The sequence below is a fragment of the Actinoplanes sp. NPDC051861 genome, assembly GCF_040681145.1.
GTDB lineage: Bacteria > Actinomycetota > Actinomycetes > Mycobacteriales > Micromonosporaceae > Actinoplanes.
The window spans coordinates 236,411-250,795 of record NZ_JBFAYE010000011.1 but is presented as its reverse complement, the minus strand read 5'-3'; the positions used below and the strand labels follow the sequence as shown (position 1 = coordinate 250,795).

General features: G+C 73.3%; 11 protein-coding genes. 1 reads left to right on the top strand and 10 read right to left on the bottom strand.

Annotation, left to right across the window (positions count from 1 at the left end; translation table 11 throughout):
- Positions 1-5: 5 nt before the first annotated feature.
- The 5 genes from AB0M02_RS27405 to AB0M02_RS27385 all read right to left on the bottom strand — a co-directional run bounded on the left by AB0M02_RS27405 (position 6) and on the right by AB0M02_RS27385 (position 6,784).
- Positions 6-794, bottom strand: coding sequence for an ABC transporter permease (locus tag AB0M02_RS27405; RefSeq protein ID WP_364231574.1), 789 nt, complete (start codon positions 792-794; stop codon positions 6-8).
- Entirely contained in the window at positions 791-1,744 is a 954-nt protein-coding gene (locus tag AB0M02_RS27400; RefSeq protein ID WP_364231571.1) for an ABC transporter ATP-binding protein, read from the bottom strand. The genes AB0M02_RS27405 and AB0M02_RS27400 overlap by 4 nt, the downstream gene beginning before the upstream one ends.
- Before the next feature lie 90 nt (positions 1,745-1,834).
- Positions 1,835-4,093, bottom strand: a complete 2,259-nt coding sequence (locus tag AB0M02_RS27395) for a bifunctional diguanylate cyclase/phosphodiesterase (protein WP_364231568.1) — start codon at positions 4,091-4,093, stop codon at positions 1,835-1,837.
- 79 nt (positions 4,094-4,172) lie between these two features.
- Positions 4,173-5,852 carry an insulinase family protein gene (locus AB0M02_RS27390; protein ID WP_364231565.1) on the bottom strand — a complete coding sequence of 560 codons (1,680 nt, stop codon included), beginning with the start codon at positions 5,850-5,852 and terminating at the stop codon, positions 4,173-4,175.
- Positions 5,849-6,784 carry a hypothetical protein gene (locus AB0M02_RS27385; protein WP_364231562.1) on the bottom strand — a complete coding sequence of 312 codons (936 nt, stop codon included), beginning with the start codon at positions 6,782-6,784 and terminating at the stop codon, positions 5,849-5,851. Before AB0M02_RS27385 ends, AB0M02_RS27390 begins: the two co-directional genes overlap by 4 nt.
- A gap of 94 nt (positions 6,785-6,878) precedes the next feature.
- On the opposite strand from AB0M02_RS27385, the gene AB0M02_RS27380 reads away from it, so the two are divergent.
- Positions 6,879-8,048 carry a DUF418 domain-containing protein gene (locus AB0M02_RS27380; RefSeq protein ID WP_364231559.1) on the top strand — a complete coding sequence of 390 codons (1,170 nt, stop codon included), beginning with the start codon at positions 6,879-6,881 and terminating at the stop codon, positions 8,046-8,048.
- Here AB0M02_RS27380 and AB0M02_RS27375 read toward each other — a convergent pair.
- Genes AB0M02_RS27375 through AB0M02_RS27355 form a run of 5 tightly spaced genes read right to left on the bottom strand, consistent with a single transcriptional unit; the run spans position 7,949 to position 14,377 of the window.
- Positions 7,949-8,743, bottom strand: a complete 795-nt coding sequence (locus AB0M02_RS27375) for an alpha/beta hydrolase (protein ID WP_364231556.1) — start codon at positions 8,741-8,743, stop codon at positions 7,949-7,951. The genes AB0M02_RS27380 and AB0M02_RS27375 overlap by 100 nt on opposite strands.
- On the bottom strand, positions 8,743-9,570 hold the full coding sequence (locus tag AB0M02_RS27370; protein WP_364231553.1) for an alpha/beta hydrolase: 828 nt from the start codon (positions 9,568-9,570) through the stop codon (positions 8,743-8,745). Before AB0M02_RS27370 ends, AB0M02_RS27375 begins: the two co-directional genes overlap by 1 nt.
- Entirely contained in the window at positions 9,567-10,367 is an 801-nt protein-coding gene (locus tag AB0M02_RS27365) for an alpha/beta hydrolase (RefSeq protein WP_364231550.1), read from the bottom strand. Before AB0M02_RS27365 ends, AB0M02_RS27370 begins: the two co-directional genes overlap by 4 nt.
- Positions 10,368-10,379: 12 nt before the next feature.
- The gene (locus AB0M02_RS27360; RefSeq protein ID WP_364231547.1) at positions 10,380-11,654 is read right to left on the bottom strand and encodes a helix-turn-helix domain-containing protein; all 1,275 of its coding nucleotides are present in this window, start codon (positions 11,652-11,654) and stop codon (positions 10,380-10,382) included.
- 44 nt (positions 11,655-11,698) lie between these two features.
- Positions 11,699-14,377 (bottom strand): LuxR family transcriptional regulator, encoded by a 2,679-nt coding sequence (locus tag AB0M02_RS27355; protein ID WP_364231545.1) that lies wholly within the window; start codon positions 14,375-14,377, stop codon positions 11,699-11,701.
- Positions 14,378-14,385 lie beyond the last annotated feature (8 nt).

Sequence of the window (14,385 nt, the reverse complement as noted above, 5' to 3'; positions counted from 1 at the left end):
TCAACTTACCGTCGCGGTTCCCAGCGGAAGCGGCGCCGCACTGCGATCAGGCACACCACGATCCACGCCGCCAGGATCCCGGCCGGGACGAGGGCCTCGCCGAACACCTCGGTGAACCCGACGGGGTCCGGCTCGCCGGTGGTGCCCAGCCAGCCCAGCCGCATCAGGTCGACGACCGGTGTCAGCGGCAGCGCCCGCAGCGCCGCGACGACGATCTCCGGCGCGTCGTCCAGCGACGAGTAGATCATCGAGCCGATCAGGCAGGCGAGCATCACCGGCAGCGTGGTGACCTGTGCCGACTCGGTCGTCCTGGTGAACTCCGTGGAGACCGCGGCGAGCAGCACGAACACCACCACACCGCCGAGTGCGCCGGCGACCAGGACGAGGGCGTTGACCGGTACGGGTAACCCGAAGAGCACCGCGCCGAGCACGACGAACACCACCATCTGGGCGAGCGCCACGGCGACCATCGGGGTGGCGATGCCGGTGAGGATCTCGCCGTCGGACAGCTCGCCCGCGCGCAGGCGCTTGAGGACCAGGTCCTCGCGGCGGGTCACGTACGTGGTGACCAGGTTGTAGTAGACGGCGGCCAGCAGGACGTAGCCGAGCAGCGAGGTGACGACGATCGCCGCCACGGGCACCCCGCCCTCCTCGATACCGGCGCTGGAGACCGCCACGGCCAGGATCAGCGGGATGGCCAGCGCGCTGAACATGGCCGTACGGTTGCGCCCGAACAGGCGCAGCTCCGCGAGGCTGACCGACCGGAAGCGGCTCATCCGGATCACCGTGCTCATGCCCGTACCCCCAAAGGCTCTTGATCGTCGGCAACCGCGAGAAACGCCTCCTCGAGCGAGGCCGGCCTGGCCTCGAGGCCGGAAAGCTCGACCTCGTGCCGCGCCGCCCAGCCCAGCAACTCGGTGAGCGTGCGCTGCAGCCCGTCCGTGCGGATCGTGACCGCCCGGCCCGGACCACCGTCCTCGCTGTCCGGGCGCAGGCCCGGCAGCGCCGGCAACGCCGCGAGACCGGCACCGCCCGGCAGCCGGAAGGTGATCCGCGCCGGATGCCCGGCGACGATCTCGGCGGGCGTGCCGGACGTCGCCACCCGGCCCTCGTGCATGATCGCCAGCCGGTCCGCGAGCTCCTGCGCCTCGTTCAGGTAGTGCGTGGTGAGCAGCACGGTGACGCCGCCGGCGAGCAGGCCGCGGATCATCCGCCAGGCGTTGCGGCGGCTCTCCGGGTCGAGGCCCGTCGTGGGCTCGTCCAGCAGCAGGACCGAGGGACGGCCGAGCACGGCGAGAGCGAGATCCAGGCGGCGGCGTTCACCACCGGAGAGCTGGCGGACGCGCACGCCGGACCGGTGCCCGAGTTCGACCAGCTCGAGGGCCTCGCCGACCGGGCGCGGATCGCTCAGCGTGCCGGCCCACATCGTCGCCGTCTCCGCCACCGTCAGGTCTGGCGGGAAGCCACCCTCCTGCAGCATGATCCCCAGTTGCGGGCGCACCACGGGCCGCTCCGCGAAGGCGTCATGGCCGAGCACCCGCACGGTGCCGGCGTGCGGCCGGGTGAAACCGGCCACCAGCTCCATCGTGGAGGTCTTGCCCGCGCCGTTCGTGCCGAGCAGCGCGAACAGCTCACCGCGCCGAACCTCGAAGGAGACGCCGCGCACCGCCTCGAAACCGTCAGGGCCACCGTATCGGCGGTGCACCCCGGTCACCTCGACCGCCGCCGATGTCGTTGTCGTCATGCTTCGAGTCTGTCGGCGGCCGGGCGCGCCGGGCAGTGCCGTCACACACCGGTTCCGGTGCGCGGCTGCACGCGGAGGCGATGACAAATGTCATGCGACCGTGGTCGGTGCCCCGAGCTTCGCGTCGATCTGGCCGGCCGGCACCGGGCGGGCGAAGAAGAAGCCCTGCGCGTATCGGTACCCGAGCTCGTGCAGCCGTTCGGCCTGGTCGCGGGTCTCCACGCCCTCGGCGACCGCGCCCAGTCCGAGCGTGTCGGCGATGCCGCTCAGCGACGCCGCGATCGCCTCCTGCTGCGGGCTGCCGTTGAGCTCGTCGATGAACGACTTGTCCACCTTCAGCGTCGTGACCGGGCAGGTACGCAGCAGCGTGAGCGACGAGTGGCCGGTGCCGAAGTCGTCGAGGGCGATGCCGACACCCAGCTCGCGCAGCGCGTGCACGGTGGTCAGTGCCGCGCCGCCGACGAAGACCGCCGTCTCGGTGATCTCGCAGGTGAGGATGTGCGGCGGCAGGCCGTGCCGCCGCAGCGCGGCCGCGACCAGGCCGGGCAGCTCGGGGTCGAGCAGCTGGCGGGCGGACACGTTGACGCTGACCCGGGGCGCGCCGCCGCCGTACGTGCGATGCCACGCCGCCGCGTCGGCGCACGCCGTCTCCAGGACCCACGCGCCCAGGTCGATGATCAGGCCGGTCTGCTCGGCCACCGGGATGAACTCGGCCGGCGACACCGCGTCGCCGCCACCCGGATGCCACCGGATCAGCGCCTCCACGCCCCGGATCCGGCCCTCCGGCAACTCGACGATCGGCTGGTAGACGAGCCGGAACTCGTCGTTCTCCAGCCCCTGGCGCAGCGCGGCGGCGAGGTGCGCGTGATGCTGGGCGGTCGCGTCGAGGCCGGCGCTGTAGGACTCCGAGCGGTTGGCGCCCACCCGCTGGGCGGCCTGCAGGGCCAGTTCGGCGCGGCGCAACAGGTCCGCGACGGTGTCCTCGTCCCCGGCGGCGACACCGACGGTGACCGTGACGAGCAGGTCGTGGCCGTCGACCGACAGCGGCGCCCGGAAGGCGTGCAGCAGGGTGTCGGCGAGTGCGGCACGGTCCGCCTCGCCCGGCAGCAGTATGCCGAACTCGTCGCCGGCCAGGCGGGCGACCAGGGCGTCACCGCCGACCGTGAGGGTGATCCGCTCGGCGGCCTGGCGCAGCACCGCGTCGCCGGCGTCGTCACCGAGGCGGTCGTTCAGCGCGGCGAAGTCGTCCAGGTCGCAGACCGCGACGACCGAGGACGCGGTCCGCTGGTGCAGGGCGTCGGTGAAGTACCGCCGGTTCGGCAGGCAGGTCAGATCGTCGTAGCGGGCCTGGTCGGCGAGGCGGTCCAGCAGCAGGGTGTTGTCGGCGAGGGCGGCGTGCTGGCGGACGACGACCAGCAGGATCAGGACCACGGTGCCGGCCGCGTGGCCGGCGGGCAGATAGCCCAGGTGCATGGTCACGCCGAGGAGCATGGTCGCGGTCAGACCGACCGAGACGTACGGCACCGCGCTCGTACGCCGGTGCGGCCGCGTCCCGGCCAGCGTCTCGGCAGCCGGTCCCGCCAGGTTGGCCAGGGTCTGCGCCCGCGCGGCGAGGGTGACCATCACCGCGAACGGCGGCAGCACGACGGCCGTGGCGCTCAGGTGGTGCCACTGCACGGCGACCGGCGCGACCAGCAACGACACCGGCGCGAGCAGGCCGACCGGGCTGAGGATCCACAGCGCCCGCCCGCTGACCGGCCCGGAGCCGCTCATGTCGACCTTGATGACGGCGAGCACCGCGGCGGCGGCGGTCGCCAGGATGATGCCGCGCAGCGCGGCGGCGACCGCGCCGTCGATCATCGGCACCGGCAGGATCGTCAGCACCTGGAGCATGATCAGGGCCGCGGCGGCGCCGACGACGGCGACGTCGAGCCCGAGGGCGACCGTGGCACGCCAGGTGCGCCGCTGCCCGGGCAGGCGCAGCAGTGCCACCGTGGCGACGCCGATCGCGGTCAGATAGAGGACGCCGGTGAGCGGGCTCATCGCGACGGCCTTGCCGGGATCGTGGAGCTTGTCGAAGCACTGGCTGAGCGAGCCCGCCCCGAGAATCGTCACCGCGAGCCAGAGGCGCCGCCAGAAGAACCGGCCGGCACCCGTCCCGGTGTTCGCGGCGACCAGGCAGGCCGGGGCGGCGAGGAGCACGCCGCCGACGGTGAGTGGCCACAGCGCCCAGTTCGGCAGCGCCACCCAGGTGCCGAGCACGCCGAGGGCCGCCGTCGCCAGGGCCGCGCCGAGCACGGCGACGACGAGCTGGTTGACCGTACGGCCCGGCCGGGGCAACTGTGGCATCAAACCCGGGGTTCCTTCGCTTCGCTGCCTGCGCCTGTGATGTGTCAGATCGGCAGCGCTCCCAGGAACCTGAGTTTCTTCACCGCCGGCGCAGGCGGCGCAGGGCCCGGCCGACGCGACCGCCGGTGCAGCACGGTCCCGGGCAGCCGTCGTCCGAGCAGCAGTCCCCGTCACGGCAGTCACTGCCGCAGCAGTCGTCGTCGCAGCACTGTTCGCAGCACTCGCCCGCGCAGTCGTCGTCGGAACAGCAGTCCCCGTCGCAGCAGTCGCTGTCACAGCAGTCGTCGTCGCAGCACTCCTCGGTCTCGGGCGGCTGCGGGATCGAGTCGGGGTCCCGGGCCGGCAGGTCGATGCGCAGGCCGGGGTGGACGTGCGCGTCGACCCTCGCCACCGCGGCGGGCCCGTTCTCGAACAGCGTCGGCTCGATCGTCACGGTGAGGCCGTCGTTGCCGATCAGCGTCCGCCCGCCGTCCGGGCGGGCGAGTACGGCGGCGCACTCGTCGAACGCGACCGTCACGCACTCCTCGTCGCCGGAGATCAGGCTGACGCCGGGCCGGCCGACCACGATGCGGATCTCGTCGTCGCCGAGCGCCGGGTACCCGGTGCCGGTGACCGCGAAGGGGGAGCGGGTGGGCACCGCGGCGAGTCCGGTCCAGCCCGCGTTGGCCCCGCCCGGTGCCATGAGCAGGCCGTCGGCCCAGGCCTCGGCGGCCACCTCCCGCACGTCAGCGGCGCTCACGGTACGGAGGTCCGCGCCGGCCTCCTCGGCGGTGCGCACCGGATGACCGGTCAGCAGGTCGGCCGCCTGCCCCGGGAGCAGCCGTCCCGCCCGTCCGGCGCCGGCGAGTCCCTCACACCGCTGCTGCACGACGGCCGCCACCTCGGCCGGGTCGGCGCCCACGTATCGCAGCGTCGCGAGCACGTCGACGAATCCGCCCACCACCGCGCTCTGCTTCTCCGGCAGCGCGTCGGCGGTTGCCGTGACGACCGTGGTGCCGTCGCCCCGGTCGTCATGGGTCGCGCCGGCGACGTAGGAGATACCCGCCTGCCCGCGCAGCGACCGGAACATGGCTCGCTGGAGGACACCGGCGAAGACCCCTGCGGCGGCCCGGCGCCGGACCACCGCGTTCCAGGCGAGCACCCCGTCCGGCCCGGTGACGTACGCCGGCCGCACGGGCAGGGCCGACGACGCGACCGGGACGGGCTGCCGCTGCCCGTCCGGGAGCGCCAGCCGCAGACCGGCCGGCACGCCGCGCCCGGCGATCCACAGCACCGCGTTGGCCCGGTTGAAGAACCGCGCCGCCCACGCCCGTACGCCGTCCGGGGTGATCGAGGCCAGGCCCATCTCGGGATAACCGCGCAGGCCGTAACCGCGGGCACCGTGCCGGTGACCCGCCAGCGGCTCGTCGATCGAGGGCTGCCGGCCGTGCTGCTCGACGGTGAGGATGTCCCTCTCGACCGCCAGGCGGTGCAGGGGCAGGTCGCTCAGGGCCGCGCAGACGCCGTTGAGGAACGCGACGACGTCGGTCTCCGAACCGCCGATGTGGAACTGGGTGATCTCGTCGCCGGCCGCGCTGTAACTGTGGTTGTCGGCGACGCCGTGGAAGCTCAGCGCCAGATGCTCGACCAGGTGGGTCATGCCGAGCCGGGCCAGCGACTCGTCCGCGAGGCCGGCCCGGAACGCCAGGCCGGCGTGCAGCTGCCCGTCCACCGGGGTGAACAGCGCCGGTACGCCGTCCACGTCGAACCGCTGGATCATCGGGCCCACTCCCGCCGTGCTCGGATGGTCTCGACCGCGTCGCCGCGCACCCACTGCCAGGGGAGCCGGGTCGCGAGCGTGCCGAGGCCGCCGAAGAGCCAGGCGGTGGCGCCCCGGTCGCCCAGCTCGCTGAAGAGGAACGCGAACTCGTTGGCGGCCCGGACCCAGCCGAGTTCCGGGCGGAACTGCGGGGCTCCGACCGAACGGCGGGCCGCGTCGTAGATCGAGTCCCGTACTGCCGGGGTGCGCAGGTAGGCGATCGCCGCGGCCTCGTCGTCGACCACCAGCGAGAACCAGTGCTCGATGTGGGCCTTGGCGACCAGGGAACCGGAGAGCGACCCGAGCGGCGCGGCGGCTGACGCCTCGTGGGCGAACCGGTGGACCTTCTCCCAGGAGCCGCCCCACTTCGGGCACAACCGCTGGATCATGCTGGTCTGCGCCGGCCAGTGGTGCGGGTCCGCCTCGGCGACCCGGTCGTACCGGCGGCGGAACTCGGCCTCGCCGGTCTGCAGTCCGAGGGAGGTGGTCAGCCGGCGCGACCAGCCCGCGGGGTCGCCGGGGCAGCGCGCGGTCGTCTCGATCAGCACCTGCTCGGCCCTGCGCAGCCACTCGTGGAATGCGGCGAACTGCTCGCGGCTGACGTTGCGGGCCCGGCCCGACCCGCGGATGTTCCAGCCGACGCTGGTCAGGTGCGCACCGAGCAGGGCACCCGCGGCGCCGTCGGCCGGATCGTCGCGGAACACGTTCTCCAGGAAGTCCCGGGGTGCCTCGTCGGCGGCGAGATCGATGAGGCTGGTGCGGCTGCCGGGCGTCGCGGCGTCGAGCACCGCGCGGGCGCCCGGCCAGTCGTGGCGGGCCAGCGCGGACTTCAGCGACACCAGGGCCGGATAGGCGGCGCCGGCCTCGAAGACGACGTCGGGATGCTGTGACACGGACGGAGCATAAAGATCAACATCTGACTTTAGTAGACCCCGGCGTCGACTCACGGCCGCTGTGTGCGGGCGCCGCCGTTCGTAGCGTCGGGGCATGAGCCTGCCAGGACCCACCGCGACAGCCGACCGGGCACCCGGGCCCGATCTGGCACGAGGCGTGATGCTGCTGTTCATCGCGCTGGCCAACACCCACTACTTCCTGCCGGCGGCCGAGGTCCGGGGTGGCTACCCGCAGGACGGAACGGTCGTGGACCGGGTGGTGATCTGGCTGCTGTCGACGTTCGTGGACGGGCGGGCGTTCCCGATGTTCGGGCTGCTCTTCGGGTACGGGGTGGCGCAGATCGTGCGCCGGCAGCGACCACGGGGCGCGGCCGGCGTACGTCATCTGCTCTGGCGCCGCAGCGCCGTGCTGATCGTCGTCGGCCTGGCCGACGCCCTGCTCTTCTACGTCGGCGACATCCTGGCGGCGTACGGCGTCCTGCTCGTGATCGGCGCCTGGATGGTGCGGTGGAAGGACAGTTGGCTGCTCGGCGCCGCCACGGTGTTCTTCGTGATCACCGCGTTGCCGAGCGGCGACGCGTCCACGATCAGCCTCGCCGGGCCGGATGTGTCGATGCTGCCACCGGATCCGGCGACGATGATCGCGTCCCGTCTGCCGGTGGCGGCGGTCGTGGCGCTGCTGGGGCCGCTCGGTTTCCTGTGCCCGTTCGCGATCGGGCTGTGGGCTGGCCGGCGGCGCCTGCTCGAACGCCCGTCGCGCCTGCTGGCCGTGGTGGCGGTGTCCGGGCTGGGTGCGGCGGTGCTGGGTGCACAGCCGATCGCGTTGTGGCTGTCGGGCGTCTCCGGTTTGCCGAATCCGGAGCCGGCGGCCGCGTTGCACAGCGCGACCGGCACGCTGGGCGGTCTCGGATATGCCGCGCTGTTCGCCCTGGCCGGCTGGCGCAGCAGGTCGATCATCGCGCTCGGGCAGCGGTCGATGACGTTCTACCTCGCGCAGTCGGTCACCTGGGCGATCGTCTTCACGCCGTTCCTGCTCGACCTCTCCGGACGGCTCACGGTCACCACCACCGCGCTGCTGGCGACCGCGGCCTGGGCGGCCACCGTGCTGATCGCCGGGCGGATGCGCCGGAGAGGGCCGTTCGAGACCCTCGTCCGGCGCGTCACCTACCGCGCGTGGCCCAGGGCCCAGTCGAGGGCCTTGTCGGCGACCGCTTCCCAGCCGGGCTCGGCGCAGGTCCAGTGCGAGCGGCCGGGGAACTCGTAGTACTCGGTGACGGTGTCCGGCGCCCTGTAGTGCTCGGCGTTGGACCGGTTCACCGACGGCGGCATGATGTGGTCCGCGCCGCCGGCGATGAACAGCAGCGGTGCCCGGTCGTTGTTGCGGAAGTCGACCCAGGTCTCCTGCTTACCGGGCTTGAAGTTGGCGATCAGCCCGTACGACCAGACCCAGCTGCCCGGCGCCGGGATCGCGTACCGCTCGTACGACGCCCGCGACTCCTCCTCGGAGAGCGTGTTGGCGAACGCGTAGTGCCACTGCTCGGCGGTGAACCCGGCCGCCTGGTGCCGCTTCGCCGGGTTGTTGAGGATCGGGAACAGCGACTTGATCTGCGACGGAGGCGTGACGCGGATGCCCTCCGGCGGCGCCGAGTCGATCACCACACCGGCCGCGCCGTGCCCGCGGTCGAGCAGCAGCTGGGTGAGCGTCCCGCCGAACGAGTGGCCGATCAGGATCGGCTTCTCCGGCAGCTCGGCGATGACCTTCTCGAGGTGCGCGACGGTCTCCGGAACGGTCACGGTGGCGATCGGCTCCGGGTTCGCCCGAAGCGCCTCCACCTCGACCTCGAAACCGGGGTACGCCGGCGCCACGACAGTGTGGCCCTTCGCCTCGTAGTACGGGATCCACTGCTCCCAGCTGCGCGGTGTCACCCAGAGGCCGTGGATCAGGACGATCGTCGCCATCAGATCTCCTTGAGGAAGGCGAGCAGGTCGTTGCCGAGCTGCTCCTTGTGGGTGTCGGTGATGCCGTGCGGCGCACCGGGATAGACGATGAGCCGCGCGTCCTTGACGAGTGCGGCGGAGGCCTTGCCGCCGACCTCGAACGGGACGACCTGGTCGTCGTCGCCGTGGATGACCAGCGTGGGTACGTCGAACTTGGCGAGGTCGTCGCGGAAGTCGGTGGCCGAGAACGCGGCGATCGACTCGTAGGCGTTGCGGTGCCCGGCGGCCATCGACTGCAGCCAGAACGCCGCGCGGATGCCCTCGGAGATCTCGGCCCCGTCGCGGTTGTTGCCGAAGAACGGCCCGTCGGCGAGGTCCTTGTACAGCTGCGACCGGTCCGCGGCGGAACCGGCCCGGATGCCGTCGAACACCTCGATCGGCACGCCGCCGGGGTTGTCGTCGCGGCGGACCATGAGCGGCGGGACGGCGGAGACGAGCACCGCCTGCGCGATCCGGCCGGTGCCGTGGTTGCCGATGTAGCGGGTGATCTCGCCGCCGCCGGTGGAGAAGCCGACCAGGGTGACGTCGCGCAGGTCCAGGTGCTCGATCAGCGTGGCCAGGTCAGCGGCGTAGGTGTCCATCTCGTTGCCGTCCCAGGTCTGCGTCGACCGGCCGTGCCCGCGCCGGTCGTGCGCGATGACCCGGTAGCCGTTGTCGGCCAGGAACAGCTGCTGCGCCTCCCAGCTGTCCGAGTTCAGCGGCCAGCCGTGGCTGAGCACGACCGGGCGGCCGGTGCCCCAGTCCTTGTAGAAGATCTGCGTACCGTCGGCGGTGGTCACGAAGCTCATCGGGCGGCCCTCCGGATCAGGTCGGCGGTGATGCGGGGCTGGGAGATCATGGCGACGTGCGAGGCCTTCACCTCGACGGTGTGCGCACCGGCCCGCCGCGCCATGAAGCGCTGCGCGGCCGCGGGGATGAGCCTGTCCTCCTTCGCCACCAGGTAGAACGACGGGATCGTCTTCCAGGCCGGCGCGCCGGACGCCTCCTGGAGGCTGGAGGTGTCGCCCGGGCGCTGCGCCGCCCACATGACGTCGGTGGTCGAGGCCGGGAGGTCACCGGCGAAGACCGCCCGGAACGCCTCCTTGCGCACGTACCCGTCGATCCCGCCCGGCCAGGGCCGGAACTCCAGCTGGTCCTGGGTGAGCAGGGTGCCGGGGAACTGGTTCTGCAGGCCGAACACGGTCTCGCCGGCGTCCGGGGCGAACGCGGCGATGTAGACCAGGGCCTTGACGCTCGCGTTGTCGGTCGCCGCGTTCGTGATCAGGACGCCGCCGTACGAGTGACCGGCCAGCACCACCGGCCCGGTCACCGTGGTCAGGAAGTCCCGCAGGTACGCGGAGTCCGAGGCGACGCCGCGCAGCGGGTTCGGCGGCGCGATCACCGGGTAGCCGGCGTGGGTGAGCCGGGTGATCACGTCGGACCAGCCGGTGGCGTCGGCGAAGGCGCCGTGCACCAGCACGATGGTGGGCTTGGGGCCGTTGCCGGTGGCGGCGGCGGGCGACCCGCTGACGGCGACGGCGGCACCGGCGGCGGCAACCGCCGCGGCGCCCGCCAGGACGGTGCGCCGGGGAACATGAGTTGACATGCCCCGATGCAATCAGCGGGCCGGTACCGGTACCAGGCAGGACGACCTGCAGAACTTTTCGATCCGCAGCCGGGTCGCCGCCCGCTTGGCGGCCGGTTCCTCCGCGCGCAGCCGCTCGGCGGCGTAGATCCGGAGCAGGCCGGCGAGGCGATACCGGTCGGCGCCGGAGTGTTCGAGCAGACCCAGCTCGACCAGCTCGTCGAGGCGGTCGCCCGCGTCGTGCGGATCGGCCGCGATCAGCTCGGCGGCGATCGGCGCTCCGAAGTCGTCGTCGGGCAGGTGCGCCAGCCGCCGGAACAGCGCGCGGCCCTCACCGGAGAGCTGGGCGTGCGAGAGCGCGTACGCGGCCGCCACCCCGGTGTCGCCGATGTGCAGCGTGGCCAGGCGCCGGTCCTCGTCGGCGAGCAGCGACGCCAGGTGGCCGGCCGTCCACGCGGGCCGGTTCGCCAGACGGGTGCCGGCGATCCGCAGAGCGAGGGGAAGGTGCCCGCACAGCCGGGCCACCGCGGTCATGTCGTCGTCCCGGCCGGCGATCGAGCTCAGCAGCTCGGCGGACTCGGCCGGTTCCAGCGGTTTCAGCGGGACGCGGAGAACGCTCTCCAGACCGGCGAGCGCGCGCCTGCTGGTCACCACGGTCCGCCCCGCACCGCCGCCGGGCAGCAGCGGGCGCACCTGGGTCTCGTCGGCGGCGTTGTCCAGCACCAGCAGGCACCGCCGGTCCCGCAGGAGGGCCCGGAGCTGGCCGCACCGCTGCTCGCCGGTGTCGCCGATCCGGCGCGGGTGCACGTCGAACGCCTTCAGCAGGTGGGTGGCCACCTCACCGGCGGACGGCGGCTCCGGGTCCAGGCCGCGCAGGTCCAGATAGAGGCAGCCGTCCGGGAACCGGTCGCGGAGTGCTTCGGCCAGGCGCAGCGCGAAGGCGGTCTTGCCGACGCCGGGCTGCCCGTGCACCACCACGATCGGATCGCAGCCGGTGGTGACCCGGCGGAACTCCGCGTCCCGCCCGACGAAATCCGTGACCGCGCGGGGCGGTTCGAACGAGCGGGGCCGGGCGCCGGCGGTGTGCAGCCGTAGCGCGCGGGCGTCCTCCTCGAGCCGCTCGCGCTCGTCGTCGGTCAGGCCCAGCGCGGTGGAGAGCGCGGCGAGCGTACGCGGCTGCGGCGCCCGGATGTGTCCCCGCTCCATGTCGCTGATCGCGCGGACGCTGACCCCGGACGAATCGGAGAGCTGTTCCATGGTCAGTCCGGCGGTGTGCCGGAACCCGCGAAGCCGTTCCCCCAGTGGCATGCCCTCAATCTAGGAGCCGGGGGCGGCCGTTCGCGTACGTATAACTATGTAATCCCCAGCACCCGGGCCAGTTCCGCGCGGGACCGGATGCCCAGCTTCGGATAGATCCGGGACAGGTGGGTGGAGACCGTACGCGGCGACAGCACGAGCCGGTCGGCGATGTCCTGATTGCTCAGCCCCTGCGCGGCCAGCCGGGCGATCTGGGTCTCCTGTGGAGTCAGCTCCGTTCCGGTGTCGGAGGCGCGGCGCACCGACTCGCCGGAGGCGCGCAGCTCGGCGCGGGAGCGGTCGGCCCAGGCCGTGGCGCCGAGCGCGTCGAACGTGGTGGCGGCGGCCCGCAGGTGCGGCCGGGACTCGGCGGGGCGACGGCGGCGGCGCAGCCAGGCACCGTACGCGTGCTGCCGCCGCGCCAGCTCGAACGGGAACCGCGCGAGGTCGTCGCCGAGCGCCTTCTCGTAGCCCTCCGCGGTGTCGGTGAGCACGGCCTCCGCGTAACCGAGGCCGTTGAGCAGCGCGGGGTCGCGGCTCACCTCCGCCGCCGGGCTCAGCTCCTCGATGATCCGCCGCAGTTCGCCGGTCGCGCCGCACCCCGCCGCCGCCTCCGCGAGGTGGGCCACCAGCTTGAACGAGGTGCTCGGGTGGTATGCGTCGTCGGCCCGGTCGAACACCCGCCGCAGCTCGTGGAACGCTTCCGCGGGCCGCCCGGACCCGAGTGCCACGACCCCGCGGATGTGCCGGACGCCGGAGAGCAGCGCGTTGCGCCCGTAGTTCAGCAGCGGACCCGCCGCGGCGGCGGCATGCGCCTCGGCCGCGGCTACGTCGCCGCTCAGAGCCTCCGCGACACCGGCCGCCATCCACGCGGTGAGCACCCAGTTCGGCGCGCCGAGCTCACGCGCGAGCGACTCGGCCTCCGGGAGCAGCGCCAGCGCGGTCCGGGCGTCGCCCAGGAAGATGCAGCTCGTGACGTGGGTGATCAGCGCCCGGTACAGCACACCGAGGCGGCCCTGCTCGCGCAGCCCGGCCACGGCGACCGCCGACAGCTCGCACGAGGTGGGGCAGTCGCCGACCGCGCTCGCCCCGATCCCGAGGTGGTAGGTGGTGTACGGGTCGGTCCCGCCCGCCGTCAGCAGGTCCCGGATCCGCCGCCGTGCCTCGTCGCCGTGGCTGACCGGTGCGATCAGCGCGAGGAACCCGGGCAGCTGCGCATCGTCGGAGACGGCCATGAGCTGCTTGACCGCGGCGGTCACCCGGGCGAGGACGGCCGGGTCGGGCTCCGAGTAGAAGGTCCGCAGCGCGATCGTGTCGAGCAGGCGGATCGCCTTCTCCGCGTCACCCGCCGAGGCGAGGGCCTCGAGGGCCCCGGCGATCCGGTTCAGCCGGTCGCTGCCCGACCAGTGGGTGCCGTGGTGCACCTCCCGGAGCATCTCGTGGACCGCCCGGTCGGCCGGGGTCAGCTCGTGCGGCCTGATCTCGGCCAGCAGGCGGCTGTTCGCCGCGGTGTCGCCCTGCTCGGAGGCCATGTCCACGGCCGCGAGCAACCGGTAGCCGCGGGCCGCGGGATCCTGGCTCAGCCTCGCGGCACGCTCGAAAGCGGTCAGCGCGATCCCGGCCGCCTCCCGGTGCCGGGCCCGCGTGGCGATCTCGGTGAGCTGCCGGGCGAGCCCTTCGTCGGGGCCGCTCGCGGCGGCGGCCCGGTGCCAGACGGTGCGGTCCGGCTCCGCGGTCAGCGCCTCGGCCAGCGCGGCGTGCACCTCGCGGCGGCGGGCGGCGGAGGCCGACTGATAGAGCGCGGAACGCAGCAGCGGATGCCGGAACCGCAGCCGGAACCGGTCGTCCACGGTGACCAGACGGGTCGCCACTGCCGGGTCCACGTCCTGCGGCCCGGCGGTCGCGGATTCCAGGAGCCGGCACGCGCGGACGATCTCGTCCAGGTCGTCGCCGTCGTCGAGAGCGGCCACGAGCAGCAGGGTCCGGGTGACCTCGGGGAGTTCGCCGACGAGCAGAGAGAACGTTCGTTCCAGCCGTTCGCTGAGCGGCAGGGAGTTGGGGAGCAGCGCGCCGGCGCCGGACCGGGCCGCGGCCTCACCGAGTTCCACGAGGCCGAGCGGGTTGCCCTCGGCGGCGTCCAGCACACGCGTGGACAGAGCCGGGGTGAGGCCGGGCGCGACGCGATCGAGCAGGGCGCGCGAGTCCTCGCGGTTCAGCGGCTCCAGGCGTACCTCCGCAAGCCCCGCACCCGCCAGCCGGCGCCCGACGTCCTCCCCGTCGCGTGCCGTGAGCAGCATCGCCGCGCGCTCCGATCCCAGCCGGCGTGCGGCGAAGGCGAGCGCGTCCCAGCTGGCGTCGTCCAGCCACTGCAGATCCTCGACAGTGATCAGAATCGGTCCACCGGCCGCGGCCACGGCGTCCAGCAGGGCGGTTGCCGCGCGGAACGGCAGCGTGTCCGGCAGATCCAGGATGGTCGCGGCCTGATCGGCCAGGTCCGGCGCGGTGCGGAGCAGCCTATGGATCCCGGCGTACGCGATGAGCACCTCGGCCTGCACCCCAGCCGTACCGAGTACGCGGAACCCCAGGTCGCTCGCCCGTCCGGTGGCGTGCTCGAGCAGTGCCGACTTGCCGATCCCCGCCTCGCCGCGGACCACCAGCGCCCCGCCTCGCCCGGACGCCGCGCCGGTCAGCGAAGCCTCCACTGTTGCCAGCTCCGCACCGCGCCCGAGGATCACCCAGGCAT